The organism is Acinetobacter sp. ANC 4805 (genome assembly GCF_022549495.1).
Taxonomy (GTDB): domain Bacteria; phylum Pseudomonadota; class Gammaproteobacteria; order Pseudomonadales; family Moraxellaceae; genus Acinetobacter.
Window position 1 is genome coordinate 501,220 of the sequence record NZ_JAKZGD010000001.1, and the last position, 25,858, is coordinate 527,077.

At 37.8% G+C, this 25,858-nt stretch carries 30 protein-coding genes and 1 pseudogene; 9 read left to right on the plus strand and 22 right to left on the minus strand.

Features of this window, described 5'->3' with window-relative positions; all coding sequences use genetic code 11:
• Positions 1-8: 8 nt before the first annotated feature.
• From mnmC to MMP60_RS02435, 4 genes are read right to left on the minus strand one after another with little or no spacing between them, the layout of a single operon-like run.
• The gene (gene mnmC / locus MMP60_RS02420) at positions 9-1,919 is read right to left on the minus strand and encodes an FAD-dependent 5-carboxymethylaminomethyl-2-thiouridine(34) oxidoreductase MnmC (protein ID WP_241334792.1); all 1,911 of its coding nucleotides are present in this window, start codon (positions 1,917-1,919) and stop codon (positions 9-11) included.
• Between the two features lie 18 nt (positions 1,920-1,937).
• Entirely contained in the window at positions 1,938-2,390 is a 453-nt protein-coding gene (locus MMP60_RS02425; RefSeq protein WP_241334793.1) for a hypothetical protein, read from the minus strand.
• Between the two features lie 3 nt (positions 2,391-2,393).
• Positions 2,394-2,696 carry a YciI family protein gene (locus MMP60_RS02430; RefSeq protein WP_241334794.1) on the minus strand — a complete coding sequence of 101 codons (303 nt, stop codon included), beginning with the start codon at positions 2,694-2,696 and terminating at the stop codon, positions 2,394-2,396.
• A 24-nt stretch (positions 2,697-2,720) separates the two neighbouring features.
• Positions 2,721-3,332 carry a septation protein IspZ gene (locus MMP60_RS02435; RefSeq protein WP_241334795.1) on the minus strand — a complete coding sequence of 204 codons (612 nt, stop codon included), beginning with the start codon at positions 3,330-3,332 and terminating at the stop codon, positions 2,721-2,723.
• A 45-nt stretch (positions 3,333-3,377) separates the two neighbouring features.
• Between MMP60_RS02435 and MMP60_RS02440 the strand changes: the two genes are divergently transcribed.
• Positions 3,378-4,229 carry a PHP domain-containing protein gene (locus MMP60_RS02440; RefSeq protein ID WP_241334796.1) on the plus strand — a complete coding sequence of 284 codons (852 nt, stop codon included), beginning with the start codon at positions 3,378-3,380 and terminating at the stop codon, positions 4,227-4,229.
• 847 nt (positions 4,230-5,076) lie between these two features.
• Here MMP60_RS02440 and MMP60_RS02445 read toward each other — a convergent pair.
• Entirely contained in the window at positions 5,077-5,817 is a 741-nt protein-coding gene (locus MMP60_RS02445) for a hypothetical protein (RefSeq protein ID WP_241334797.1), read from the minus strand.
• 103 nt (positions 5,818-5,920) lie between these two features.
• Here MMP60_RS02445 and MMP60_RS02450 point away from each other — a divergent pair.
• A pseudogene (locus tag MMP60_RS02450) lies at positions 5,921-6,034 on the plus strand (phosphatase); the annotation flags it as partial.
• Between the two features lie 212 nt (positions 6,035-6,246).
• Here MMP60_RS02450 and MMP60_RS02455 read toward each other — a convergent pair.
• Both MMP60_RS02455 and radC read right to left on the minus strand, forming a co-directional pair.
• Positions 6,247-7,158, minus strand: a complete 912-nt coding sequence (locus MMP60_RS02455; RefSeq protein ID WP_004664130.1) for a bestrophin family protein — start codon at positions 7,156-7,158, stop codon at positions 6,247-6,249.
• Positions 7,159-7,223: 65 nt separating this feature from the next.
• Positions 7,224-7,937, minus strand: a complete 714-nt coding sequence (radC, locus tag MMP60_RS02460; RefSeq protein ID WP_241334798.1) for a DNA repair protein RadC — start codon at positions 7,935-7,937, stop codon at positions 7,224-7,226.
• Positions 7,938-8,047: 110 nt separating this feature from the next.
• Here radC and coaBC point away from each other — a divergent pair, with 110 nt between their 5' ends.
• Complete coding sequence (coaBC, locus tag MMP60_RS02465) at positions 8,048-9,301, plus strand: bifunctional phosphopantothenoylcysteine decarboxylase/phosphopantothenate--cysteine ligase CoaBC (RefSeq protein ID WP_018677666.1); 1,254 nt, start codon at positions 8,048-8,050, stop codon at positions 9,299-9,301.
• A gap of 29 nt (positions 9,302-9,330) precedes the next feature.
• Here coaBC and MMP60_RS02470 read toward each other — a convergent pair whose 3' ends face one another.
• Complete coding sequence (locus MMP60_RS02470) at positions 9,331-9,819, minus strand: DUF4184 family protein (protein ID WP_241334799.1); 489 nt, start codon at positions 9,817-9,819, stop codon at positions 9,331-9,333.
• 336 nt (positions 9,820-10,155) lie between these two features.
• Between MMP60_RS02470 and MMP60_RS02475 the strand changes: the two genes are divergently transcribed.
• The 3 genes from MMP60_RS02475 (at position 10,156) to MMP60_RS02485 (ending at position 12,191) form a co-directional block, all read left to right on the plus strand.
• The gene (locus tag MMP60_RS02475) at positions 10,156-10,533 is read left to right on the plus strand and encodes a cytochrome b562 (RefSeq protein WP_241334800.1); all 378 of its coding nucleotides are present in this window, start codon (positions 10,156-10,158) and stop codon (positions 10,531-10,533) included.
• Between the two features lie 223 nt (positions 10,534-10,756).
• Positions 10,757-11,599, plus strand: a complete 843-nt coding sequence (locus tag MMP60_RS02480; protein ID WP_241334801.1) for a methylated-DNA--[protein]-cysteine S-methyltransferase — start codon at positions 10,757-10,759, stop codon at positions 11,597-11,599.
• Positions 11,586-12,191 carry an alpha-ketoglutarate-dependent dioxygenase AlkB gene (locus MMP60_RS02485; protein WP_241334802.1) on the plus strand — a complete coding sequence of 202 codons (606 nt, stop codon included), beginning with the start codon at positions 11,586-11,588 and terminating at the stop codon, positions 12,189-12,191. Before MMP60_RS02480 ends, MMP60_RS02485 begins: the two co-directional genes overlap by 14 nt.
• Positions 12,192-12,308: 117 nt before the next feature.
• On the opposite strand, the gene secB is transcribed toward MMP60_RS02485, so the two are convergent.
• From secB to rsgA, 4 genes are all read right to left on the minus strand, one after another.
• Positions 12,309-12,767 (minus strand): protein-export chaperone SecB, encoded by a 459-nt coding sequence (secB, locus tag MMP60_RS02490; protein ID WP_241334803.1) that lies wholly within the window; start codon positions 12,765-12,767, stop codon positions 12,309-12,311.
• 27 nt (positions 12,768-12,794) lie between these two features.
• Positions 12,795-13,055: a glutaredoxin 3 gene (gene grxC / locus MMP60_RS02495; protein ID WP_241334804.1), complete on the minus strand. Its 261-nt coding sequence runs from the start codon at positions 13,053-13,055 to the stop codon at positions 12,795-12,797.
• Positions 13,056-13,066: 11 nt separating this feature from the next.
• Positions 13,067-13,483 carry a rhodanese-like domain-containing protein gene (locus tag MMP60_RS02500; protein WP_023274712.1) on the minus strand — a complete coding sequence of 139 codons (417 nt, stop codon included), beginning with the start codon at positions 13,481-13,483 and terminating at the stop codon, positions 13,067-13,069.
• Positions 13,484-13,577: 94 nt separating this feature from the next.
• Entirely contained in the window at positions 13,578-14,636 is a 1,059-nt protein-coding gene (gene rsgA, locus MMP60_RS02505; RefSeq protein WP_241334805.1) for a ribosome small subunit-dependent GTPase A, read from the minus strand.
• A gap of 123 nt (positions 14,637-14,759) precedes the next feature.
• Between rsgA and orn the strand changes: the two genes are divergently transcribed.
• The gene (orn, locus tag MMP60_RS02510) at positions 14,760-15,314 is read left to right on the plus strand and encodes an oligoribonuclease (protein ID WP_241334806.1); all 555 of its coding nucleotides are present in this window, start codon (positions 14,760-14,762) and stop codon (positions 15,312-15,314) included.
• Between the two features lie 254 nt (positions 15,315-15,568).
• Here the strand turns inward: orn and MMP60_RS02515 are convergent, their stop codons facing one another.
• From MMP60_RS02515 to MMP60_RS02540, 6 genes are all read right to left on the minus strand, one after another.
• Positions 15,569-16,012, minus strand: coding sequence for a DUF2147 domain-containing protein (locus MMP60_RS02515; RefSeq protein WP_241334807.1), 444 nt, complete (start codon positions 16,010-16,012; stop codon positions 15,569-15,571).
• Between the two features lie 236 nt (positions 16,013-16,248).
• Positions 16,249-16,695 carry a DUF2147 domain-containing protein gene (locus tag MMP60_RS02520; protein ID WP_241334808.1) on the minus strand — a complete coding sequence of 149 codons (447 nt, stop codon included), beginning with the start codon at positions 16,693-16,695 and terminating at the stop codon, positions 16,249-16,251.
• Between the two features lie 84 nt (positions 16,696-16,779).
• Positions 16,780-17,448, minus strand: coding sequence for an LrgB family protein (locus MMP60_RS02525; RefSeq protein WP_241334809.1), 669 nt, complete (start codon positions 17,446-17,448; stop codon positions 16,780-16,782).
• A gap of 12 nt (positions 17,449-17,460) precedes the next feature.
• Positions 17,461-17,823, minus strand: a complete 363-nt coding sequence (locus tag MMP60_RS02530) for a hypothetical protein (protein ID WP_241334810.1) — start codon at positions 17,821-17,823, stop codon at positions 17,461-17,463.
• A gap of 58 nt (positions 17,824-17,881) precedes the next feature.
• On the minus strand, positions 17,882-19,210 hold the full coding sequence (gene hflX, locus MMP60_RS02535; protein WP_241334811.1) for a ribosome rescue GTPase HflX: 1,329 nt from the start codon (positions 19,208-19,210) through the stop codon (positions 17,882-17,884).
• A gap of 74 nt (positions 19,211-19,284) precedes the next feature.
• Positions 19,285-19,425 (minus strand): hypothetical protein, encoded by a 141-nt coding sequence (locus tag MMP60_RS02540; RefSeq protein WP_241334812.1) that lies wholly within the window; start codon positions 19,423-19,425, stop codon positions 19,285-19,287.
• A 190-nt stretch (positions 19,426-19,615) separates the two neighbouring features.
• Here MMP60_RS02540 and MMP60_RS02545 point away from each other — a divergent pair, with 190 nt between their 5' ends.
• Complete coding sequence (locus MMP60_RS02545) at positions 19,616-20,446, plus strand: lysophospholipid acyltransferase family protein (RefSeq protein ID WP_241334813.1); 831 nt, start codon at positions 19,616-19,618, stop codon at positions 20,444-20,446.
• Here the strand turns inward: MMP60_RS02545 and MMP60_RS02550 are convergent.
• Positions 20,439-22,004, minus strand: coding sequence for a phospholipase D family protein (locus MMP60_RS02550; protein ID WP_241334836.1), 1,566 nt, complete (start codon positions 22,002-22,004; stop codon positions 20,439-20,441). The genes MMP60_RS02545 and MMP60_RS02550 overlap by 8 nt on opposite strands.
• Positions 22,005-22,173: 169 nt before the next feature.
• Between MMP60_RS02550 and MMP60_RS02555 the strand changes: the two genes are divergently transcribed.
• Positions 22,174-23,184 (plus strand): metallophosphoesterase, encoded by a 1,011-nt coding sequence (locus MMP60_RS02555; RefSeq protein ID WP_241334814.1) that lies wholly within the window; start codon positions 22,174-22,176, stop codon positions 23,182-23,184.
• A 48-nt stretch (positions 23,185-23,232) separates the two neighbouring features.
• Here MMP60_RS02555 and MMP60_RS02560 read toward each other — a convergent pair whose 3' ends face one another.
• Genes MMP60_RS02560 through MMP60_RS02570 form a run of 3 tightly spaced genes read right to left on the minus strand, consistent with a single transcriptional unit; the run spans position 23,233 to position 25,423 of the window.
• Complete coding sequence (locus MMP60_RS02560) at positions 23,233-23,712, minus strand: OmpA family protein (protein WP_241334815.1); 480 nt, start codon at positions 23,710-23,712, stop codon at positions 23,233-23,235.
• Between the two features lie 8 nt (positions 23,713-23,720).
• The gene (locus MMP60_RS02565; protein ID WP_241334816.1) at positions 23,721-24,944 is read right to left on the minus strand and encodes a diguanylate cyclase; all 1,224 of its coding nucleotides are present in this window, start codon (positions 24,942-24,944) and stop codon (positions 23,721-23,723) included.
• A 5-nt stretch (positions 24,945-24,949) separates the two neighbouring features.
• Positions 24,950-25,423: a YfiR family protein gene (locus tag MMP60_RS02570; protein WP_241334837.1), complete on the minus strand. Its 474-nt coding sequence runs from the start codon at positions 25,421-25,423 to the stop codon at positions 24,950-24,952.
• Positions 25,424-25,858: the final 435 nt, after the last annotated feature.

The window sequence follows — 25,858 nt, forward strand, 5'->3', positions numbered from 1 at the left end:
ACAACAATTTAAGCTGAAAAATACGGTTTTTTGATTTTGACTTTCTTCTGGAATCGCTGAGGATTCAACTTATCCAATAAATTTTGTGGTACTGGACAAAGCTCACCTAAGATCAATGCCGCCAAAATTTCACTACACAATGGCGTAAATAAGAAGCCTTTGGAACCTAAGCCTGCAAAAGTATAAATGTCATCCGTATTTTGTATTTTCCCAACCAAAGGAAAGTAATCCAAACTTTGGGCACGTACAGAAGCTCGCCCTTGCCATCTATCTACAGATGGGAGTTGTTCGGCGTAGGTTGGAAAAACACTGTGGATAAGTTCATAGTTATGCACATGGTCTTCTCTTAAGATTTCGGTATCATCACGATTGGGATAAAAAGATGCGCCCAATATCATTTGTGATGTATCCAGTTGCATACAGTAGCCACCATAACTATGGGCTTGATTGGGCGCTAGAGGCTGGTTGGTATTTTCAACCCAACTCACTTGTCCACGAATCGGTTTTAGTACAGGATAATTTTCAAATAATTCAGAACTTTGCTTGGCACAACAGACAATCACATGATCTGCTCTAGCAATACTTTGTTGATCTTGCCAGAGCATGGTTTGGTGTTTAATCGGCTCTAAACGAGAAATTTTTGCTTTTTTTATGCTGATATTTGGATGTTGCAAAATTTCGTCACGAAGCTGATGAGGGGAAACTGCACCTGCTTCATGTAAGGTCAGACTTGGAAGCTCTGTTTCAGGAAAGCATTCAAGCGTTGTATTTGCAGTTAAAACGTTTTCAGGATATTGCTCAACCAGTCCTAGCAGTTCATCTGCATCTTTTAATGCAATCTGCTGTACTTGAATCGGTTTAAATGCCTTGAAACGGGAATAAAAATTCAACGCATGTTGCCAACTCAAGGTCATCAAGTGTTCATGTGCCTGTTCAATCGGGCATAGTTTTGGGTTGAGCAACGCCAGCGGATTGCCAGAAGCACCTGAAAGCGGCTCATTTTGCTCGTAGATCGTGACTTGATGCCCTCGTTGAGCAAATGTCCATGCTGAGCTTAAACCTGCGATTCCTGCGCCAATAATCGCAATCTGTCGCTGTGCCGCCGTTGAGCTTGCTGTTTCAGATTCATTTTGAATCGTTATGTCTTGCTTCGAATCGGCAGTGTCGGCTTCTTCTTGTGAAGCATTTAGCCAAATGGCTTTGAGCATTTCTCGTTTATGACCAAAACCGCGTGGGCGACTGATTTGAATGCCGTGTTGTTTAAGCCCACGTTTTAAAATGCCTGCGACACTAAATGATGCGAAAGTCGTCCCAAAGTCAGATAGACGTACAATGTGATTTAATACATTTTCTTGCCACATATCAGGGTTACAAGAGGGGGCAAAGCCATCGAGAAACCATGCATTCACTGCTTGGGTTTTTGGGATACTTGGGAAAATATCTTGGGCATCACCTAGCCATAAATCGATGCTAAAGCGTTCATCAGGAAAGCTTAAACGATGGCAGCCTGCGATCGGTAATGGATATTGTTCAATTAATTTTTCTGCAAAAGGTTTGAGTTCAGTCCAGACATTTAGTGCGCGGATCAGGTCTGCTTTACTGAGAGGGAATTTTTCTACACTGATCACATGTAAATGACTATGATTATTTGGGCGTATTTGCTGCCACAGTTGCCATAGCGTCAAAATATTCAACCCAGTCCCAAAGCCTGTTTCACCCACACAGAAATATTGATAATTATTTAGTTGAGAAAGACGTTCAGCTAAATCATTGCCATTTAAAAATACATGACGGGTTTCAAGCAAACCATTATCTTTGGAAAAGTAGACATCGCCGAATTGTTTGGAAATGGGAACTTCAATACCATCGACCAGTTCCCAGTCCAATTCAGCAGTTTGTAATTCTGATAAGTGAGACATAAATAAAAGCTTGAGTTCTTACCACTGACGACGACGTTTAGTGTAAACATAACTGGCAATAAAGAAACCGAGAATTACACCAACAGCAATCGTCATGGCACCATATAAAAACATTTGTGCGCTACGTTCGCTTTGTAAAACCTGCACTTGTACGATTAAGCTATCATTTTTTAGCTGTAATTCTTGGTTCTGAGAAAGTGCTTCCAAGTTAGCGTGTTCAAGTTGTTTCAAACGATTGGCTTGATCTTGAATAAGAGCTTTGACTTTGGCTTCTTGCTGCTGTTTGGCTTTGGCAATTTGTTCCGCAGTTAAGGGTTTTGCTGTCGCTATCGGATTGGTTGGAGTTGCTGTTGAAGTCGGTTTAGGTTGTACTACAGCTGTTGTTGGAGCAGTAGGTGTTGTTGGTTCAACGGCCCATGCTGGTGAACTCAGTAAACACAAAGCGAAAAAGCTTTTGACTACAACGTGCATGATTTACCCTTTTGGAAAAGCTTTGTTGAAAGGTTTAACGTCAATTTTCTCGTAAATCCCTTCTTTTAAAAATGGCTCTTCCTGAATCCATTCATCTAATGATTCACGGTTATCAAATTCAACAATAATCGTACTGCCTAAAAAGCCTGCTTGTGGATCATTCGGATCTTTAGGGTGCGCACCTGCGGCGACTAAACGTCCTTCATCATCCAATTTTTGTAATCGTTCAACATGCTGTGGACGAGTTGCTAAACGTTTTTCAAGCGTACCTTCACGATCAGTACAAGTCAGGACAAAATAAGGCATAGTCGTTGCTCAATGATTCAGAATTTAGTCAGTCGTTTTAAAATGCTTTCTACAGAAAAAGAGTATAGCAGCAAGGTAACTGATGGAAACGATAATATCGCCGAAAGCGGTGAATTCACCCCAATATTTACCTTGCATATAAATAAAACCAAAGAAGAAATGTAATGTAGCGAGTAAAAAGAATTGCCCACACCATGCCAAGTTTAATCGCATCCAACCTTGATGACTTAATTCGAGTAATGAACCGAGAAGTTTTTTAATAATTGGGGTACGTTCTTTATTAAATAATGGGGTGACGAGGAAGCCTATTCCGATACCGACATTGATGATGATCGCTTTCATTTTAATGTAAGTTACATCACTGAATACGAGTGTGATTCCACCAAAAATCACCGACATTACAACAATAAACCATTGCATTTTTTCCAGTTTAAATTTCTGAAAAAAGAACAGACAGCCGTAAACAACAAGGGTTGAAATGAGTAGGGCACAGGTTGCAACAAGGATATGATTTTGGTCAGTATTTCCAGCACTACCAACAAGCTCTAATAAAGGATGGTGACTATCTTTTGGATCAGTGGTTTTATAAAAATAAAAGAAGATAATAATCGGCAGATAGTCGAGCAACGCTTTCATGTTACAGTACGATGATGAAATAGGTCAGATAGCATAATACAAACCATGTTCGGTGTCGATTTACATACTCATACTCTCATTTCAGATGGTACTTACTCTCCTGAGCAACTGGTACAAGCAGCTGTTGACTTAAAAATACATACACTTGCGGTCACTGATCATGACACGATGGACGGTTTAAATCGTGCCAAAAACTATGCTCAAGATCATGATATTCAAATAGTTTCTGGTACGGAAATATCCAGTCAATGGTCACGACCGAATACTAAAAAGAGTTATGGTGTACATATTGTGGCACTGAATATGCAAGATGAAGCACCGATCAGAGAGATGCTTGAAAATCAGAAAAAAGTTCGTGCTGAGCGTGCCAAAGTCATCTGTAGCTTATTAGAGAAATGTATTGATTTTGATATTTATCCTGATGTAGTTGCCAAGGTCGATGGGCAAGCAGACCGTGTAACACGAACGCATATCGCCAAAGCATTGGTAGAGAAAAATATTGTCAGTCGTCCGCAACAAGCATTCGATCGGTTTCTTAAAGAGGGCAAAAAGGCTTTTGTGAAATTCGATGGTATTGGACTCAAAGAAACCATTGATGTGATTCATGCGAGTCAAGGCTTCGCTGTTTTAGCGCATCCAACACGTTATGATTTATCTGCTACTAATATCCGTTATTTGATTGAGTTATTTGCTGAATCGGGTGGAGATGCTGTTGAACTTCCTCCGAGTGTAGAACCCGCTTCAACACGTCAAATGGTCGATCGAATGATTCAGCAGTTTGATTTGGCTGTTTCGATTGGTAGTGATTTTCATGGCGAAAATATGCCGTGGATTAAACTGGGGAATACACCTAGAGTTAAAGAAGGGCAACGAGGTATTTGGGAAAGTTTTAGATAAACTTGCACATGAAAAAAATAGAATTATATTTAATCATTCTTCAAAATTTTTAGATAATCAAATCGGGAAGTGACGAATTTAGTAAGTAATGCAGCAATCAACATGAAAATTGCAAAAAATATAAAAAGAGTATGCAATATGGTTAATCTAAAAAAGATTCCTGATAAAGTAAAAAGTACCCAACGCATATTTTTAGGCTGTTTGGATAAGTCATATAAGGTCATGACCTTTAATGAGGTACTAATTTGTTTTAGCTCGGCAAGGCAATAGGTACTTCAATTACCAAATTAATTACAAGTCCAAATTTTCCATAGGTGGTAAAATATGAATAAAATAAAGTTTTTCTTAACTCATATTTTTCCTTGGGTACTAGGTGTAATATTTATATATTATAAAATTTATATAGTGGAGGATAATTCATTCAATTGGGTTGTTTTTATATCTTTTATGTTTTTTTGGTGGTTATTTAAATATTTAAACTACATTAGAAAACGGTAAGAGAAAAGGGAGTAGATGGGTGATATTATAAAAATAGGTATTATTTTTTCAGTGTACAATCGTAAGAAAGCTGCAAGTCCTTGATTAATATTAATGTGTGATCGAATAAAAATTTTTATCCAACAATAAGGAAAAAGACAAAATTTAAATAAACATTTAATATGTGAATAATGCTTTAATAAGCCAAAAGCAATATAAAAAGATGTAATTGTGGTGACAGTACTTAAACTAGCCAGAAATTATGAAAAATGATACTTTTGAAAAGGTCTAATAAATTTGTGACTTAGTGTTAAGATGGCTCTAGGTAAAATTTCTTTCTTTGATGTAGGATAGTATTTCATATTTTCATCTATATGAAATGAATATCTGAGGTTGCAAGTATTTGATTAATTGCAATAAATTTATTTTTATCACAATCAATTAAGACTTCACCTTTTCTAAACTTTAACTTGAAATGATGAACTTTCTTTATAAAGTCAAAATGATGTTGAACTTTATGAATATCTTTGTACTTTAAAATTTTGTTTAGATTGTATTGATCTCTATATTCTAACTGTTTATAGAAAAAATGAATTTCATGACCTGATTGAGCTTTGACAGTAAGACCGAGATCAAAAATAAAAGCACTGTGTTGAAATGAGCGAAAAATGATTGGCTGATTGACAAAATCATCTAATAAAAACTTATGTATTTGAGAAGAAAATAGCCGTTGATAAAAATAGGTTCTTCGTATTTCATTTGGTGTAATCATTAAAAAGTGTTGTGATAAATCTTGATTGATCTTTTCTTGGGTATTGATTTTTATCTCAGTAGAGTAATTGCTATGTTCTGAAGGAAAAAATTCAGTAATTTCACCTCTAAACTCAATGAAATTTCTAAAAATTAGGTCTTTTGCAATCATTAACCGAGGTGCGTATATTGAGATTAGATAATAAGCTAGTAACATCAAAAAGAATAAGTTCTTCTTTTCTAAAGATAAGAATAGGGAAGCTAGTGGGAAAGAGATTAAAAATATAATGGTACATAACACAGAATCCTGATTCATTTCAGGAATAAAGGGGAGTCGAGTCAATTTTGAGAGTTTTTTCATTTCAATAGAGGCGTTATTTTAATTTTTAATCAATATAAATGAAAAAATAATAATTTACAATAGATTATGATCATGTGCTTGAATCGGTAGTGAATCGAATAATTTGGCTGTTTCGATTGGTAGTGATTTTCATGGCGAAAATATGCCGTGGATTAAACTGGGGAATACACCTAGAGTGAAAGAAGGGCAACGAGGTATTTGGGAAAGTTTTAGATAAACTTGCACATGAAAAAAATAGAATTATATTTAATCATCATCTTTTTGATCATTATTTTATGGGGCATACAATGGATGTTTCACGGTTTTGCAATCTAATGATTTCTTTAATCTAAAAATCAATCTTTGCCGCTGTCAGTATTTGATAAATCATCAAATACTGAGTTTGATTACAACTGAACGAAACGTCATCGGTTTATCTAAATTTATAATTTACAATAAATTATGATCATGCGCTTGAATCGGTGGAGGGGTTGGGCGACCTAATGTTCCCAGTAACTCAATTTCAATTGAACGTACCATCGCATCTAAAGGCAAGTCATTGCTTTGTGTTCCAAATGGCTCTTCAATTTCTGTACTTAAAGCATCTAACCCCAAAAATGTATAAGCCAAAATTCCGACTAAAAGTGGGGTCACTAGACCTAATAAAGATCCCAAACTAAACGGTAGCATAAAGCAGAAAAAATATACAGTACGATTCAGTAAAACAGAGTAGGCAAATGGAATCGGGGTATTCGCAATACGATCACAACCCGTTTGCATTTCACTTAAAGCCGCGACATGGCGGTTCATTTGAGTATAAATAATATCTGATATTTCACCTTCTTTCATGGCTTGTAATAGTTCCCATTGAATCAGGCTAAGTGTGTATTGTGGTGCATTATGTTGTTGATAGAGTTGAGTTAGTGCTTGCTGGCTTAGACCACTGGTTTCTGTAAGTTCAGTGGGATTTGCTGTTTGGTGACGTAAGCGGTCGCGTAACACATTCGCAAATACAATTACATTTTGAATAATACGTTCGCGGCGAGCCTGAGTTAATACACGACAGTCACGATCAAAATGACGAGAAGTTGCAATTAAAACACCCCAAAGCTTACGTGCTTCCCACCAGCGATCATAACAAGCTGTATTCTTAAAACCCAAAAAAATCGAAAGGACAACCCCAATCAGTGTAAAACCTACCAAAGGAATTTCTGGAAATCGATACAGATCTACATACTCAACACCACCAATAATGGCAGAGATAAGCATGACAAATCCTAGCGAGGGTAAAATTTTAGGCAAAATCGTCCCGCGCCATGAGAATAAAACTTTAAAAATACTCGGTTGATCACGGACAATCATGTTATTTGAATCATTAATTTTATGTGTTGATGTTCGGGTTAGATTTGGGCTTTGTCAAGATGAGATTACTTGATTTTAGTGGGGTTGAGGAGTTGTTGTTCAGAAAATGAAAAATGATCTTCTGCTGAAATAATAAAATGATCAATCAGATTAATTTCCAATAGTTTACAAGCTTGTTTGAGTTGCTGCGTCAGATAAATATCTTCTGCTGAGGGTTGAGCAATGCCATAGGGATGGTTATGGGCAACTACAATTTGGCAGGCTTGTTGTTGTAATGCATAACGTAAGGTTTGATTCAGCGAAACATTACATGAATGATGTGAACCATAGAATAGTTTTTTGAAATGGAGCTTTCTAAGTTCAGCATCTAAACAAAGTACAGCAAAAACTTCCTGCTTTTCACCTTGCAATTCGTAGCGCAAATAATCCAATACCAGTGTTGATGTATCTAGGCATAAACGTTGTTGATGAAAATAGTTATGTAGATAACGCCGTCCAAGTTCTTTAACCGCCATAAGTTGGGCATATTTGGTAGAAGCAATTCCATTAAATTGGGATAAGTCTTCAAGTGATGCATCAAAAATTGGATTCAATCCACCAAAATGTTGAATCAGAATCCGAGAAAGTTCCACCGCGGAGTGTTGTTTTGAGCCTGAGCGTAGAAAAATGGCCAATAGTTCTGCATCAGATAGGCTTTGTGCGCCTTGTAATAATAAACGTTCGCGTGGGCGTTCTTGTTCAGGCCATGCTTTGATAGATTGTCTTATTGATTGATTCATTTTTATTCACGTAATTTTTTTATGATGATGATTTTTCCAAGTGCATCACTTGGGTATGACCGTATTTAATGCTATTGTGAGCGCCACTGCAACAGTAAGGTATCCTGTTTGTGAGCTTCGATCTCAGTGTTATTCCACATAAAAACATTATATTAGCGGTTACAGGCGGTATTGCTGCCTATAAAAGTGCGATTTTAGTCCGTCGTTTAAAAGACTTTGGTTTTGATGTCCGTGTCGTAATGACGCATGGCGCACAAGCATTTATTACCCCGCTGACTTTTCAAGCACTTTCAGGAAATCCTGTACATACCGAATTGCTTAATCCTGAAGCAGAAGCAGGCATGGGACATATCGAATTGGCGCGTTGGGCTGATCTGATTCTCGTTGCACCTGCAAGTTGTGACAGCATTGCAAAATTTGCCAATGGTTTGGCTGATGATCTATTAAGCACTTTATATTTAGCAACCAAAGCACCTGTTTGGGTTGCGCCAGCCATGAATCAGCAAATGTGGGCAGCGAAAGCAACTCAGCGTAATCTGCAAACCTTAGTTGAAGATGGTGTACATGTGATTATGCCTGATGCAGGTGAGCAAGCATGTGGTGATGTTGGCTTAGGGCGTATGCCTGAGCCTGAAGATTTAGCACGTCAAGTTGCCGCTTATTTTCATAAAGCACAACGTGCGATTGCTGAAAAGTTTGGTTTGTTGGCAGGTAAACGAGTCACGATCACTGCGGGGCCAACCCGAGAAGCAATCGATCCTGTTCGTTATATTTCAAATCATAGTACAGGTAAAATGGGCTTTTCACTGGCAGCGGCTTGTTATGCAGCAGGTGCTAAAGTGACCTTAGTTGCAGGTCCAGTCAGCTTGGATACACCGAATGGTGTGCAACGAATAAATGTTAGCTCTGCTATGCAAATGCTCGATGTCAGTATGAATCAGCTTAAAGAAGGTTGTGACATCTTTATTGCAACTGCGGCGGTTGCTGATTATCGCGTTGCTCAAGTCGCAGAACATAAGATTAAAAAAGCAGGTGATGAACTTGCCGTTTCCTTGGTGAAGAACCCCGATATTGTGGCGACCATTGCTGAGCAACAACAACGTCCATTTATGGTGGGTTTTGCGGCTGAAACACAAAATGTTGAGCAATATGCAGCAGGAAAATTAGTCGCTAAAAAACTGGATATGATTGCTTGTAATGACGTGTCACGTCCAGATATTGGTTTTGCTTCAGATGAAAATGCGATGACAGTTTTCTTTGCGCAATCGTACCATATGGAAAAGCGTGAATTAGAGAAAGCGTCTAAACAGGAAATCTCACAGCAATTGGTTGAAGCAATTCACGATGCTTTAGTGCATCCATGATCAGTCAATCCATGAGTCGTGATGTAAGGTCACGATTCATTTTTAGATTTACATAGATAAAACCATGCGAAGCCACCAACAAGAATGGCACAAATACAGCTATAAAAAATTACGGAATAGGGAACTAGACCGAGTAGGGGATTTTTCAAAATCCATGGATAAAACCAATAAACATCATGGTGCATGAATGCATCTAAGAGAATGTGACTAAAACTGCCGATATAGGCACTGATCGCCGCTGTTCTCCATGAGATGCTCCAATTTCTATCGTTTAAAATGGATCGTGATAGCCATTGACTGATTGGCTTACCAATCAATAGCGCAATACTCCCAATCAGTGTCGCACCAATTAGATTATGTGTGTGAAGATGAAGATATTGCCAACCGTAAATCAAACCCAATAAAGGCTCTATATCCATAAGCACTTGCGTACCTGCAAAAATCATCAAACTAAAACGCTGCTGTCCAACTGCTTTGCAGCAAGCCCCAAGGCCCAAATGTAAGGGTGTAAATGGCATTCTGTTCTCTCTTATTCTTGTGATTTAGATGTGTGACATCATAAAGCAGTAAGCAAAGCCATGAATAGCTTCGTTCAAAGGATCAATTCATGGTCAGTCTGTTGTCGATGCAGAGCAATAACATGGTTTGAGTTGTTTTAAGCAATCATGCAATGCATGGTTGAAATGTCAACAGAATGGAATAATTTGGTTAACCTTTTCATCAAAGTGCAACGAACTGATAGCATTTTTTATGTATGCTAAAGCAGCGTAACAATTATATGCATTCGAGCGAACATTCGATCTCTTTGCATATGATCAATCAACCCTAGCCACAGTTTTTGATAGGATATCCTGATGATTAAAAAAACTTTAGCCACCGTTATGATGTTGTCTTCTTTTGCGTTTAGCAGCACCGTTATGGCTGCTGGTCTATCTGATGATATGAAAGCATTAGGTAAAAACTATAAAGCGTTTAACCAAGCTGAAAACCCACAAGCGGCGACAACGGCTTTAAATAATATGCGTACTGCCGCAGTGCATTCAAAACAATATAAATTGGCAGCGAATACGACGGATAAAGTCGCAACTTCAAGCGTTTTATTTGATCAAATTATTGTTGAGATTGATAAGGCTAAAGTGCTTGTGCAAGCAGGTAAATTAGATGAAGCGAAGAAACAAGGTAAAAAAATTGCTGAGTTACGTGATCAAGGGCATAAATACTACACGCACTGATCTTATTATCAGATTCAGCATTGCTAGAGTTATTGATTGGCAATCTCGTGTGATCGGCTAAAGTCGTTTTGTGATCTTTATATAAAAAGCTGCGCTTAAATGAGGGCAGCTTTTTTATGTATGGTTGATGGTTGAGCATACACAGGTTAGATTGAGCATGATTCAGATTTTCACTGCATTCTAAAATTGATACAGTGAAAATGTGAATGATGAGAGGTGGTCTATGTCCTCACAGCAACATTATCAACGGATTGCTCAAGCAATTACTTATATTCAGCAAAATTTTCAGCAGCAGCCACAACTTGATGAGGTGGCAGCTCATATTCATTTGAGCCCAGCACATTTCCAGCGTTTGTTTACGGAATGGGTGGGGACAAGCCCCAAGAAGTTTTTGCAATATACCAGTATTGAATATGCCAAGCAGATTTTGAAACAAGAACAGGGCAGTGTTTTTGATGCAACCTTTGCCACAGGTTTATCGAGTACCAGTCGATTACACGATCTTTTTCTTCAGATTGAAGGAATGACTCCTGCTGAATATAAAAATGGTGGTGCAGCTTTAACGATTTCTTATCAATTTGCAGAAACTTTGTTTGGTGGCGTCTTGGTCGCTTCAACATCCAAGGGAATTTGTGCTTTAACATTTGTGGAAAATCCAACAGAAGCTTTACAGCATTTAAAAGCACAATTTCCTAAAGCAAAGTTTGTCGCTCAATCAGATTCACTTCAGCAAAGTGCTTTGGCACTGTTCCAAACAGATCAAAATCAATTGGCTAAAATTAAATTACATTTAAAAGGAACAGCGTTTCAGTTGAAGGTTTGGCAATCTTTGCTCAAAATTCCAATGGGTCAACTCACGACTTATGGGGAATTGGCGAAAGTGATTGATCATCCGAAAGCCGCGCGTGCGGTGGGTACTGCAATTGGCAGTAATCCCGTGGCTTTTCTGATTCCCTGTCATCGTGTGATTCAAGCTACAGGTGCATTGGGTGGATATGAGTGGGGACAAGTGAGGAAAACGGCAATGATTGCATGGGAGGGTGTTCATAGTCATGCAACTATTTGATATTGAAGCTGATCCAACGCATAACTATTTACCTTATGATGGTACGGTACAGTACTACGGTAAAGTCATTCCCCATTTGTCTGCCGATGATTATCTTGATAAATTGCTGCAAAACATTGCATGGGAAAATGATCAGGCAATCATTTTTGGGCGCAAAATTATTACCAAAAGAAAAGTGGCTTGGTATGGTGATCAGGCATTTGAATATACCTATTCAAATATCCATAAATACGCATTACCTTGGACAAAAGAATTACTCGAATTAAAAGTACTTGTCGAAAGCTTAACAGGTGAATCATTCAACTCATGTCTGCTCAATCTTTATCATACAGGTGAAGAGGGCATGGCTTGGCATAGTGATGATGAAACAGATCTTAAGCGAGATGGTGCCATCGCTTCACTCAGTTTTGGTGCAGAGCGGAAGTTCGCCTTTAAACATAAACAAAGTAAAGAAAAAGTAGAGTTGTATTTAGAGCATGGTAGCTTATTGGTGATGAAAGACACCACGCAGACCTACTGGTTGCATCGCTTGCCACCGACCAAAAAAGTCAGTACTGCACGGGTTAACCTAACGTTTAGAACGATTGTTTAATCTGCATTTCGCAAACAAAAAAAGGACTGAAAAATCAGTCCTTTTTAACTCATCCTACCTTGCGCTGCTACAGTCACAGCTCCCTCTCTTTGTTAAAGAAGGGCTAGGGGAAATTACTTATGCTTGACCTTGTACGTCTGCATCCGCTTGTAAACGTTGCATGTTCGCTTCGAACTCAGCATCAAAGTTAATTGGTGTAAGTAACAATTGTGGGAAGCTACCTTTAGTTACTAAATCATTTACAGATTCGCGTAAGAAAGGGAACAAGATATTTGGGCAGTATGCACCTAAGATGTAAGGAAGACGGTCTTCTTCTACACCATCAATAAGGAAAATACCTGATTGAGTTACATCAACGATGAACGCAGTTTCATTTTCATTATTTGCTTGAACCACAACTTTTAAAGACACTTCATAGTGTGTTGGATCAATTTTTTCTGCTGAAGAAGATAAATTGATGTTGAGTTCTGGCTGCCATTGTTTAGTAAATACTTGCGCACCAGGAACCTCAAAAGAAATGTCTTTTGTATAAATACGTTCTAACGCGAGTTGTGGTTGAACTTGTTCTTCGCTCATTGTTTTTCCTTAAATCTTGGAGTGTTGTTAAGCTAATAATTGGTCGAGTTTACCTTCATGCTCTAAAGCATAAAGTTGATCAAAACCACCGATAAATTGATCTTTGATAAAAATTTGAGGCACTGTACGATGATTGGTACGTTGCATTAACTCAATACGAACTTCAGGGGCTTCGTTGGAAAGATTAATTTCTTTATAAGCAACGCCTTTACGCTCCAATAATTGTTTTGCGCGTACGCAATATGGACAAGAAAGCGTTGAATAAATTGTGACGTTTGAGGTTGTCATTTCTTCTCTCCTTAAGCTTTGGTTTTGCTTTTCACTAAAGGTAAGCCTTGAGCTTTCCAGTTGCTAATACCACCATCTAAACGATAGCTGTCAGCATGCGCAACTTTTTGTAATGCAGAGCCTGCGACTTGCCCTAAGTTACAAATAAAAACCAACGGACGATCACTTGCTTTTAACTCATCAACATGACTTGTGATTTGGCTGTATGGAATGTTGCGACTACCACTGATATGACCATCACGGAAATCTTTTGCATCACGTAAATCGATCAAAATCGCATTTTTTGCTTTCACCAAAATACCGAGTGATTGTGGTGAAATTTTACGACCATTGCGTTGCCCTTCTAAAATAAAGAACAACACAACTAATACGCCGAGCGCACCAAACAAGAAGGGGTGATTCCCCATAAACTCTAACCAGCGTTCCACAAGTCACCTAAAGTTAAAATCAAAATTGATCCTGAGTATAACTTATCTCTATGGTGATCAAAAATCTTAGTTCAAGGGCAAAACTTCAAGAAAACTAACTTTTTTGCTGTGCTTCCTGAATTTCATCTAACAAACGCAGATAGCTGTCTAAACGACGTGGTAAAACTTCACCTGCGTCAACGGCTTGTTTTAAGGCGCAATTTTTTTCATGGGTATGGGTGCAGTTGCGGAACTGGCACAGTCCTAAATGTGTCTCGATATCAGGAAAACCAGCCCGAACTTTCTCTAAACTGAGATGCCAAAGTCCAAATTCACGAATACCAGGGGAATCAATTAATGCACCATTTGTTCCAAATTTGATCAAACGGGTTGAGGTTGTTGTATGCTGACCGAGCGCTGAGTTCTCAGAAATGATATTGGTTTTCTGTGCTGCATCAGGAACAATGGTATTAATGAGTGAGCTTTTTCCAACACCAGACTGTCCAACGAAAGCTACTGTTTCGTTATCTAAGCGTGCTGAAAGTGCCGATAAGTCACCTTGAGAATGGCAAATCAGCGTTTCATAACCCAATGCTTCATATTCGCCGAGTAGCGTCAGAATTGGATCATTTTCGGTGAGTAAGTCTGATTTATTCAGTACCAATAAGGCTGGAATATTGGCATCGGCACAGGCAACTAGATAGCGGTCAATCAATGTAGGTGCAGGCTCTGGCAAAGGCGCGAATACAATCACGATCAAACTAATATTAGCTGCGACTGGTTTGACTTTGTGATAACGGTCAGGGCGAGTCAACAATGATTGTCTTGGATAAATCGCCGTAATAATGCCTAAACCTGTGTTCGGATCAGCTTGCCATTTGACCCGATCACCTGTAACCAAGAGTTCTAAATTGGTGCGAGTATGACAGCGCCAAATGCTGTCTAATTCGATTGGTTTCCAGAAAGGTTCTGGTTCACCTTCAGCGATCTGTGGTTTTTCAGGGTGCTGTTCAGGCACAGATAAAGCTTGTACTTCGAGTTGGCGACCATAATGCTGAACAACCAGTCCATCTAGATCTTGTGATGTATCAATGTCGTCTTGACGTGATTTATGCTGTTTCTCAATACGACGTTGCTGTTGTTCGGTTAAACGACGCTTACGAATTAAAGCCATTCATGTCCCAAAAATCCACACTTTGAAGATCGCAAAAATAGCATGAAGCCAGCATAGAATTACAGCCAAGATGTAATTAATTTGCTACTATTGATGTTTTTAAGCCCTTTAGAATCGCTATTTATGAGCAGCACCCCAGATACACGATTAATTTGGATTGACCTTGAAATGACAGGTCTTGATACTGATAACGACAAGATTATTGAAATCGCAACAATTATTACAGACGATAACCTTAATATTTTAGCTGAAGGCCCTGTTTTAGCAGTGCATCAATCTGATCTCATTTTAAATGCAATGGATGAGTGGAATACCAAGCAACATGGTCAATCTGGTCTGATTGAACGTGTACGCCGTAGTAAATTAAAGGCGCAAGATGTAGAACAGCAAACACTTGAGTTCTTAAAAAAGTGGGTGAACCCAAAATCATCACCAATGTGTGGTAACTCAATTTGCCAAGACCGCCGTTTCTTACATCGTTTAATGCCAGAGCTTGAACAGTTCTTCCATTACCGTAATTTGGATGTTTCTTCAGTAAAAGAATTGGCAAAACGCTGGAGACCTGAAATTATGAGCGGTTTAAAGAAAAATGCATCGCATTTAGCAATGGATGATATCCGTGACTCGATTGCTGAATTAAAATACTATCGTGAATACTTTTTTATTATGAATCATTGAGATAATGAGTGGTAATTAAAGGATAGCAGTTTACAAGCACTCCATAGAAATCGAAAAAAGAGTCTCTTTATAGGGACTCTTTTTTTGTTTGTAGCTACTTTTTGTTAAGAAAAAAGTAGCTTTATAGGCTTATTCTCAAGAAGCTGAAGATATTGGGTACTCATTCAGTTCTATGAGAAAGAGAAAACCGAGTTAATTACTTAACTCGGTTTTACATGCAAATATGATTAAGTTATTTAGAAAGCAAATCTAACTTAGTTGACTCGAATCCAGATCTGGCTACGACCCAATACGGATACGCCAACATAGCCTCGTAAATGTAAGCGTTGTCCATTGTTACTTAATTTTGCCGCAAGACTATACATACGACCACTGTTTGGATCTAGAATTTTTCCACCTGCATAAGACAAGTCTTTTTTATGCTTTAACTTAGTAATCACGTTTAAGCCCAAGATCGGCTTGTTAGTGTAAGGGGCAGGACAACCTGTACAGAATTCCTTTGGTATATATCCTGTACGCGGTGTAATTTTAGTAATTTTACCAATATATGTTCCATCAGCTTCTTTGGTAATCTCAACTTGTCCTTTCGGCGCTCCTGTTACATCGTCAACGCTTTGCCAAGTACCTGTGATATCTTGTGCGAAAGTCAGATGGCTAAGACTAAATAATAAGAAGAACGTAATAAGTTTTGTGTACATGTCTAAGCTACTCAGCCACTATTATTGTCTCTCTATTATTTCGGATTTTTAATCCTAGATTCAATCATTATTTTACAATTGTGTATTTTTTTAATAATTGAAATTTCAAGGAATTTTTTTAAAATTTAATAAAAAAACACCCTTAATTCTGAAAGAAATAAAGGTGTTTTATAGTGCTAAACCGTGATCAATTTGATCTAATATAGATGGTCGGCGCGATGATATCGTTTTAAAAATTATTCATCGCGAATCCAGATTTGATTACGGCCTAATACCGATACGCCAACATAGCCACGCAAATGTAAGCGTTTGCCATTAGAGCTCAATTTGGCTTTCATACTATAAACTTTGCCTGAATTTGGATCTAAAATACGACCATTAACATAGTTCAGACCTTCAGCATGTTTTAGACCTGTCATCACATCTAAGCCTAAAATAGGTTTATTGGTATATGGTGCTGGACAGTCTACACATGTTTCTTTTGGTGTGTAACCCGCACGTGGGGTAATCTTTACGATTTTACCAACATAAGCACCATTCGCTTCTTTACGAATTTCGACTAAAGCTTTTGGCGCTCCTGTTTTGTCATCAATACTTTGCCACATACCTGTAATATCTTCTGCAAAGGTAAAACTACTCATTACAGATAAAATCAACGCACCGAATAATTGTTTGCCCATCATTAAAAATCCTTTTAACGTTTGAATCTCCATTATGTAGGATTTATGACAACCAGTTCAATATTTATGTGTTATTTGAGAAAAAAATTAAGAGAGAGACAGAATAAAGGTAGGTAGCCAAATTGCGGTAAAAACACCATTCACAGCCATGCCAAATGCAGCATAACGCCCAGTAATAGGGCCTCGTTGCCACGCTTGTGCCGTACCTATTGCATGAGCAGCTAGACCTAAAGCTAAGCCTGAGGCACGTTCATCATGGATATGTTTTAAAATCAATGGAGAAAAAGCCGCGCCGATTACACCTGATAAAATCACAATCAGTGAAACCATCATCAGTGGTGCATGTAATAGCGTGGCAATGTTGAGCGCAATAGGCGTAGTGACTGCTCTGGTTGCAAAAGCCATAATCGTTGGTTCAGACATATGGAGTAAATAAGCAAGCCCCATAGGTAGTGCAACAGCACTGATGCTGGCAAAACATAAAATCCCAATCATAGATTTAATTGGTAAGTCATCATAACGCATTGCAGCCAGTGGAATTGCTAAAGCAACAGTTACATAACCAAGCAAATGATTAAAGATACCATTCACATTATTTATGTACTGTTCATAGGGTACACCCAAGATAGCCAATAGCCCAATCACAATAAACATTGCAAAAACAATTAAAGGAATCTGAGGAATTTTTTTATTCAGTGGTTTTGCGATGAGGTAACTAATAAAAGTAATGATGAATCCGTAAATAATCATAAACATATTTATAGATCCTTATAACCAACGCTTTGCCATTTTGGCGTAAACCCATAATGGCAATAAAGTACTCAATGTTAAAACAAATAGAAAGACAGGAATTTCTTTACCTAAATGAACCAACATAATCAATGAGCCTGCACAAATAGGCAGAAATGCAAAGGCACTCTCTTTCATGATTTTGTTATTGGTATCAATAAGCCGATTGGAAATTTTCCTAAATCTTCTCCAGATTAATAAGGTGGTGAGCAAGCTGATCAGCCCTACGAGATTTCCAAGTTCGGGATGATGAAAGATAGTGGTGATGGCAACAGCACCTTCACGAAATACAATAATTAATAAAATCGTGCAAAACCAAGCCATCCAGTCAATTTCTTTCATCTTCTCTCTAACGCTCATATATATTAATGATCACTCATCACAATAATCATGATTAATGTCATTTTTCGAACTCTTCCAAAGGTCTTTGAAATAAAGCTGCTTTTGCTCCAAGAATTTCATCTAATGGCAAATGTGCTTGTTTAATCAATTGTTGTAACTTCTGGGGAGCAATACAAACTGATAAATGCAAATCACCATGCTCATCGTATTGTTCAGATTGAATGACATTGAGGGTATAAAGTTGTGTACGTAGTTTACCGTAAGCAGGTTTAAGCACTAAGTCGAAATGTTGTAACTGTCCCATAAGACATTGTTGAACGGCTTGACTTAATAAGTCTAATCCTTGTTCAGAATGCGCAGAAACATAAACACGATCAGGCAAATCAGCTGCTTTATAAATAATTTTTGCGGCATCACCACTGAGGTCTATTTTATTGTAAACATGTAAGATTGGTGCATCTGCTCCAATTTCTTTGAGAACAGATTCTACGGCTTCAATCTGTTCAGGCATATTCGGACTACTGCTATCAATCACATGCAAAAGTAAGGTCGCTTCTAGTGTTTCTTCCAAAGTTGCTTTGAAAGACTCAACTAAATCATGCTGTAGATTTCTCACAAATCCAACCGTATCGGCAAGTACGACTGTACCAATACCATCCCATTCTAAACGCCGTAAAGTGGGGTCGAGTGTTGCAAATAGTTGATCTGCCGCATACACATCACTTTTAGCTAAAATATTAAACAGCGTTGATTTGCCTGCATTGGTATAACCAACCAAAGAAATCGTAGGAATTGCTGCCTTTTGGCGAGCAGCACGACCTTGTAAACGTGTTTGTTGGACTTTAATCAACTTATCTTTAAGTTGCGTAATACGCACTCGAATGAGGCGGCGGTCTGTTTCTAGTTGTGATTCACCTGGCCCACGTAGACCAATACCACCTTTTTGTTGTTCTAAATTACCTGTAAAACCACGAATTAAACGGGTAGATAAATGTTTGAGTTGTGCGAGTTCGACCTGTAATTTACCTTCATGTGTCCGTGCGCGGAGTGCGAAAATATCTAAAATAAGACCTGTACGATCAATCACACGGCACTTCAGTATTCTTTCTAAATTACGTTCTTGAGCAGGGGAAAGAGAATGATCAAAAATAACCAATTCCGCTTCTTGTTCATTGACTAATTCTGCAATTTCATCAACTTTACCTGACCCAATAAAAAATTTGGGGTCAGGTCTATTACGTTGTACCGTGATATGTTCAAGGATTCCAGCCCCAGCGGACTGAGCAAGCAATCGAAATTCTTCAGTATCAAGATCATCAAGTTGTTGAACCGAAACGCTGACGAGAATAGCTCGCTCGCCAACTTGTTGTCGCTCAAAATTTTCCACGCGGTTATCAGATCCTGAGTATTGAACGCTTATTCTAGAATAAACCTCTAGCAAAGGGCAAAGGCTTCGTCCATTTATATGACATGATGATGTAAAAGCCCAATTAAGCCAACCAGTGCACCGATATATAGAATTGACCAACCTAGGAACATTCTTAAAGCATAACCATAAGGAATTTTGATTTGAGGTTGAGATGTCGTGTGTTGTCTATTCATCACATCACCTTTTTATCTGTTAATTCGATTTAAATATATTAATTGATCTAAAATATCTTTTAAAATTGAAAATAATTATACTCACATTCGCTTTTTCTCATGGTGATAACGTTTATAAACGGATATGCTCATGCTATAAGTGAATTAGTTCAATGCAATGTGCATACATGCGTACGGTTTTAATGATTTTATGACTCAAGAAGCAACAGTAGCAAATAACACACCATTAAATTTAATCTCTAAATTGAGCTTGTACAGTAAAAAACTAGCCTCAGGTCTGGAAACAATTGGTGAGGGTTTCTATCTCATCTATCGACATGGCCTATACAAAGATCCAAATAACCCAATTAACACACGTTACGTCCAATATTTTTGCCGACGGTTATGTGAAGTTTTTAATATCGAAGTGCAGATACATGGCACCATTCCACGAGAACCTGCGCTTTGGGTGAGTAATCATATTTCATGGTTGGATGTTGCAGTTCTTGGCTCTGGCGCACGGATTTTCTTTTTGGCAAAAGCAGAAGTTGAGAAATGGCCAATTTTGGGAAATCTCGCAAAAGGTGGCGGAACTCTATTTATTAAACGAGGCTCTGGTGATTCACTTCGAATCAAAGAGCAAATTACCGAGTTTTTAAAACAAGATATTCCCGTTCTGTTCTTTCCTGAGGCAACTACGACTGATGGTCGTCAGGTCAAAAAAGTACATGGGCGTTTATTAGGTGCGGCAATTGAAGCGCAACGTCCAATACAAGTTTGCGTGATTTGCTATGTCAATCAGCAAGGTGAATTGGATATGGTTGCACCATTTATTGGCGACATGTCATTTGCCGAACATGTGCAACATGTTTTAGAAATGCCAAAAGTCACTGCACACTTACTGACTTTACCTGCGATTCCCGTAGAAGGGCATACGCTTGATACGCTGACTAAAGAAGTTGATCGTCAAATGCGAGCAGGTTTGCTTACGTTACAAACGAAAGTTCTAGCTGTAATGCCAGAAAGTAATCAAACTACATAAAGCCTTCAATCGGCAGCCATGAAATAATTTTCATTCCTGCTTTTTGCCACCATTTCATACGAGGTTCTTCAGTGTAAATCACAGGGCCTTGAGGGGTTTGGCGCTGCCATGTAATTTTCTTATTGGCATCTAACACAAGTTTATAAGCATATTTACTCAGATTTTGATCCATGGTGGCATGAACTGCTTGTGCCAATGGTGGGCTATTCAGAAGTACCCCTATTTCTGTATTTAAATATGCGGAGCGAGGGTCAAAATTAAATGAACCAATAAAAACTTGTTTTTCATCTAATGCCATTAGCTTGGCGTGTAGACTTGAACGGCTTAAACCCTTGATATTCACTTTTGCTTTTTTAGCCAAGTCTTCTGTGTGCTTATCTAGATTGTCTTTATCTGGAGCGGGCAAAAATTCATAAAGCTGTACACCATGTTCAAGTAAATCTTGGCGGTATTTTCCATAAAAAGCATGAACGACAGCCACATCATTGGCCTGAAATGAATTGGTGAGAACTCTGACTTCGATCCCATCTTGAGCAAGTTCATTGAGGATTTTAGCGCCCTTTTTTTCAGGTACGAAGTAGGCAGAAATTAAATCAATATTCTTTTCAGGTTGTTCTAAATGGTTAATTAGCTGAAAGTTAAGATGTTCCTGTTTCTTTGCTTTAGATTTGATTTTGTCAGGGGAATCTTTAACAACTTCCGCTTTTACCCAATTTAAAGGAATGTCCCGACTGATAATGGAATCAATTGCTTGTGAGTTACTGGTCAAATCTAGATAGTTTTGCACAGTCGCTCTTTTATAATGTTCATCAAGCTGCTGTTTTAAACTCTCATAGCTTAAACGATGTGATTTCTGATTGACGATTTCACGTACATCATAGGCATAATTATGCTGCCAATATTCGTCAAAAGACTGTGAAATATCAGTGACTGCTGTACCCACGAGCATCACATCAACATCAGAAAACTGGTAGTTATCACTGACATTATAATATTGATTAGTCATGTTTCTGCCACCAATTAGAGCAACTTGATGGTCTGCAATAAAGCTCTTATTGTGCATTCGACGATTGATACGTTTTAAGTCTAAAACCATATCTAAGGCGCGGTATTTTCGAAAACGATATGGGTTAAATAATTTAACTTCAATATTTGGGTGCTGTGCTAAAGCCAAGAAAATTCCTTCAGTGCTCTTCGCATTATTATCATCAATAAGTAAACGAACTTTAACGCCACGATCTGCCGCACGAATCAGCGCATGTAAGGCAAGAGCACCGACTTTGTCATTGTCCCAAATGTAATATTGTAAATCTAAAGTTTTTTCGGCTTTGTCAATTAAACGCAGTCGGGCTGCCAATGCTTCTAAAGGTTCAAATAAAATGTGATAGCCCGTAAGTTCTGGGTTTTGTTGTTGTAATGGTTGGATGATTTGAGCCAAAGTTGTTTGGTTGAGTTCAATCGGTTGAATTTCAGTTTGCTGTACCGCTTCAAATTTATGTTTTGGTAAGGTACTACATCCTGTGATTGTGATCGCAATACTGCAATAAATCGCAAACATACTTTTATTGTAAGTAGTTGTACTTATTTTTGTATGTTTACCATTTAGATGAGAAAATTGCGTCATAATCTTTACTGATTAAAAGTTGGACTTGAGTATAGCATTTCATCAAACATTATAAATATGAGATGCGATGTATGCCCCTAATGTCAGATTAATGAGAGTGGTAATGTCGAATTCAGACACAATTATTTTAACTTTTTATCTTATTTTTATCGGTTTAGCACTATGGGCATTTGCTCAGGCATGGATACACCAAGCAAGAACAGAAACCATTCATCCTTTCAAAGCTTTTGTACATTTAGCTGCTTTTTATCTCTCTTATTTATTGATTCCACTTTGGTTTTTTAGTTTATATGCAGGCTGGTCTGCATATTACAGCTTTCATGAATCCATTTTTGTTTTCAGCTTAACCAGTTTATTGATTTATGCTCGATTTATTGAGCCGCATTTGGTTCATATTAAGCATCATCAGTACCGTTTAAATCCAGATCAAGAGTTTATAAAACCTGTCAAAGTTGCACTTATTGCGGATATGCATGTGGGATTATTTTCAGGTCATGAGCGACAGCTAAAAACGATTGTTAAAAAGTTAAATGATGCACAGCCTGATATTGTGGTGGTTGCTGGCGACTGGACGTACGAACCTGAAAACCGTTTGATTCAGGAACTCTCTGTTTTAAAGGAAATACAAGCGCCCGTTTATTCTGTGCCTGGGAATCATGATGAGCAATATCCAGGTCCTCCAATACAATCATTATTAAAAGCAGCTTTAGAGCAAAATAACGTCATGGATATAGAAGGGAAAATCATTGATTTCGATGAGTTTCGCTTGATCGGCATTGGCGATCTGTGGGCAGGTAAGGCAAATATGCGTTTTATGCCGGATTTACCACAAGATAAACCATGGCTGATTTTATCTCATAATCCTGATACCGTTGATATGGTACCTGAATTACCCATGCGTCCATTGATGCTTGCAGGTCATACCCATGGTGGACAAATCGAATTGCCGTGGATTACAACCTATATCATGAAAAAGGTCTCTATTTTAGGACATAAAAAAGGCTTTTACACGCATGAACATGCAGATGTGTTTGTAACTGTTGGAACAGGCATGGTTGGTGTACCATTTCGGTTTCGAGTGCCACCGACCATTGATATTATTGAATTAATATGAATTAAAAAAGCCAACTTCTTTGAGTTGGCTTTTTTAGATTTGTACATGTTAAGGAATGATGATAATCGTAACTCTGCGGTTATTTGCACGGTTCTCATCAGAGGTATTTGGAACAAACGGTTGGCTTGAACCGCGTCCAATTACAGTTAAATTATTGGGTTTAAATGCTTGATTGATGAAAATAGTAGAAACACTTTGAGCACGTTCCTCAGACAACTTTTGATTATATTCAGGGCTACCAATGTCATCTGTATGGCCAACAATCTTTAATTTATGCAAGTCATATTTGTTCAATTGGTTTGCAAGACGAATAATCTCATTTTGATGTTCAGGTTTGATATCTGCTTTATTGAAGTCAAATAATAAACGTTCAGGTAAGCCAAGACTCCAACCTTCATCTGTTAAAACAAAACCTTCTTTTTTTAACATTTTGACCTGACGATATTTCAACGGGCCAAAACTTAAACAGCCAGCCAATGTTAGGCAAAGCAACGCTACAAATGAAATTTTAATGGTATGGGCGCGCATAACATGTCCTAAATTTCTGGTTTATAAAGAAACCAATGTGGGTTTAAATTTTTAGCTTTATACATTGCCTGATCTGCCTGCATCACCAAGTCATCTGGATTATCAGCAAACTGAGAAAAAGCAATCCCTAAACTAAAGCTAAAATGAATAAGCTGACCGTTAAAATCCAAAGGTTCTTTGCAACTTGCAAGTAAACTTTCAGCAATTGCTTGTAAATGATCCGCATGGTGGATGGTATGTAAGATAATTGCAAACTCATCACCGCCCAAACGAGCAATAAAATCTTCTTGTCGAACAGATAACATTAAACGTGAAGCCATTTCTCTTAAAACGGCATCACCAGCCAAATGTCCATATTGGTCATTAATAATTTTGAATTTATTATTATCTATAAAAATAAGAGCAGAATTGTGGCGGTATTGTTTATTTTTGAAGATATTGATAATTTCCTCATAAAAATAATGGCGATTAGGTAAGCTGGTCAGTTGATCATGATGAGCTTGGAAAGAAAGTTGGCGGTTCTCTTTTTGCAAATGAGTATGCCAAATCTGGATTTCTTCTAAGAGTTCATTAAATACCATATTTAAATTTTGGAACTCTTTAATCTGGTTATTCGGAAAACGTAAATTATAAGCTTTCTGGTCACTTACTAATTGAGCGATATGCGTTAATGGCTTGATTGCTTGCATAATTTGACGATAAGTAAGGTTCACAGACCATAAAAGTGCAATCACAATGAAGAACATTGAAATTGCTAAACCAAGAATAATAGTCTTTAAAAAATGTAAAATATTTTCTGAGCTGCCATATAAAACTAATTCGCCGACTTGTTTCTTATGATGAATAACCGTCAGTTTGATTGGATCATGTAGAAACCATTTATCTAATACGCTTTGTAAAAACGATGTGTGGTCGATTTGCTTGGTACTTTCTGCTAATAATTGATGCTCTGGATCATAAACATGAATACTACGAATCGCATGTTCTGTTGTGTAGTCCGCTAAAATTTGATCAATTGCTCCTTTGTCCTTGAAGACAACAGCGGGCTGGATTCGTTCAAGTAGCGTTTGACTTAATAGTTGTAAATTTTGTTTGGCGTACGTTTCCATTGTGAATATGGAAATAGTTGCAAAGGTAAAGGAACAAATGACAAAGGTAAGCGCAAAAATCGAGAACTGAGACTTACGAAATAACGCACGTAATGAAGTGGACTGATATAAATTCGAAATCACGATGATTACTCCGTATTCTTCGCCAAGATTAAGACTCGGGGATCGATATGAACTTTGGAGTAACTCAAAGCATCTAGATTGACCTTAAAAGTAGATAAAGTATTTTGATTATATAAACAAAAAATACTACCAATTTCACAGGCTAGGTTATTTGTACTTAAAGATAATAAAGAACGTGAAGGATATGACTGAATTAAACTTTGCTGTTGTTGTGGTGATGTTGTCGAAAAGTACACCACATGACACTCAGTTTTAGGAAAATCCTTCGCATTAATAGCTTGCACCTGATAGTCGTAAGAGAGTTGTTTAATGCTTGACTGAAATTGTGTTGCAGCTTCAGGATTATCTACAACACAAATAATAGGACGAGATGTATTTGGCCATTTACTATAAGTTAAGATTGTTAATGCTAATTCATAAAAATTATGGTTTGAAATAGCGTAACAAATTTGGCTTGTAGCAATTGATGCTGCAAACAATATAGGTTTTAATTTTTTACCCGCAAACCGTATGTTCAATCAAAAATGCCAAAATGTGAGCCAAGGAGCACATTCTACTTAACTTAATTGCTTAAAAAAAGTTCTTGTCGATAAAGAAAACCTATTAAAAATGGCTAATTGGTATAAAAAACACCCAAACAAACAAAAAAGATTAACGGAGGGGTTGTATTGGGTTAGGAATCCTGTAGAATGCACATCCATCGGCGGTGATGCAGATAAAAACTTGTTGAGAAACAAGGATTTGGCTAGATTGGTTAGATTCTTGGGAAGATTGGTAGGTTTTAAAAATATCGAAATTACCTGTTGACTTTAGTTTAGGTTAGAGTAACATAGCCGACCTAGCTTGATGATGACGAATCATCGAGAAGATCATTAAGAGAATAGAAGAACAACTTGTGTGGATTTTTACTGATT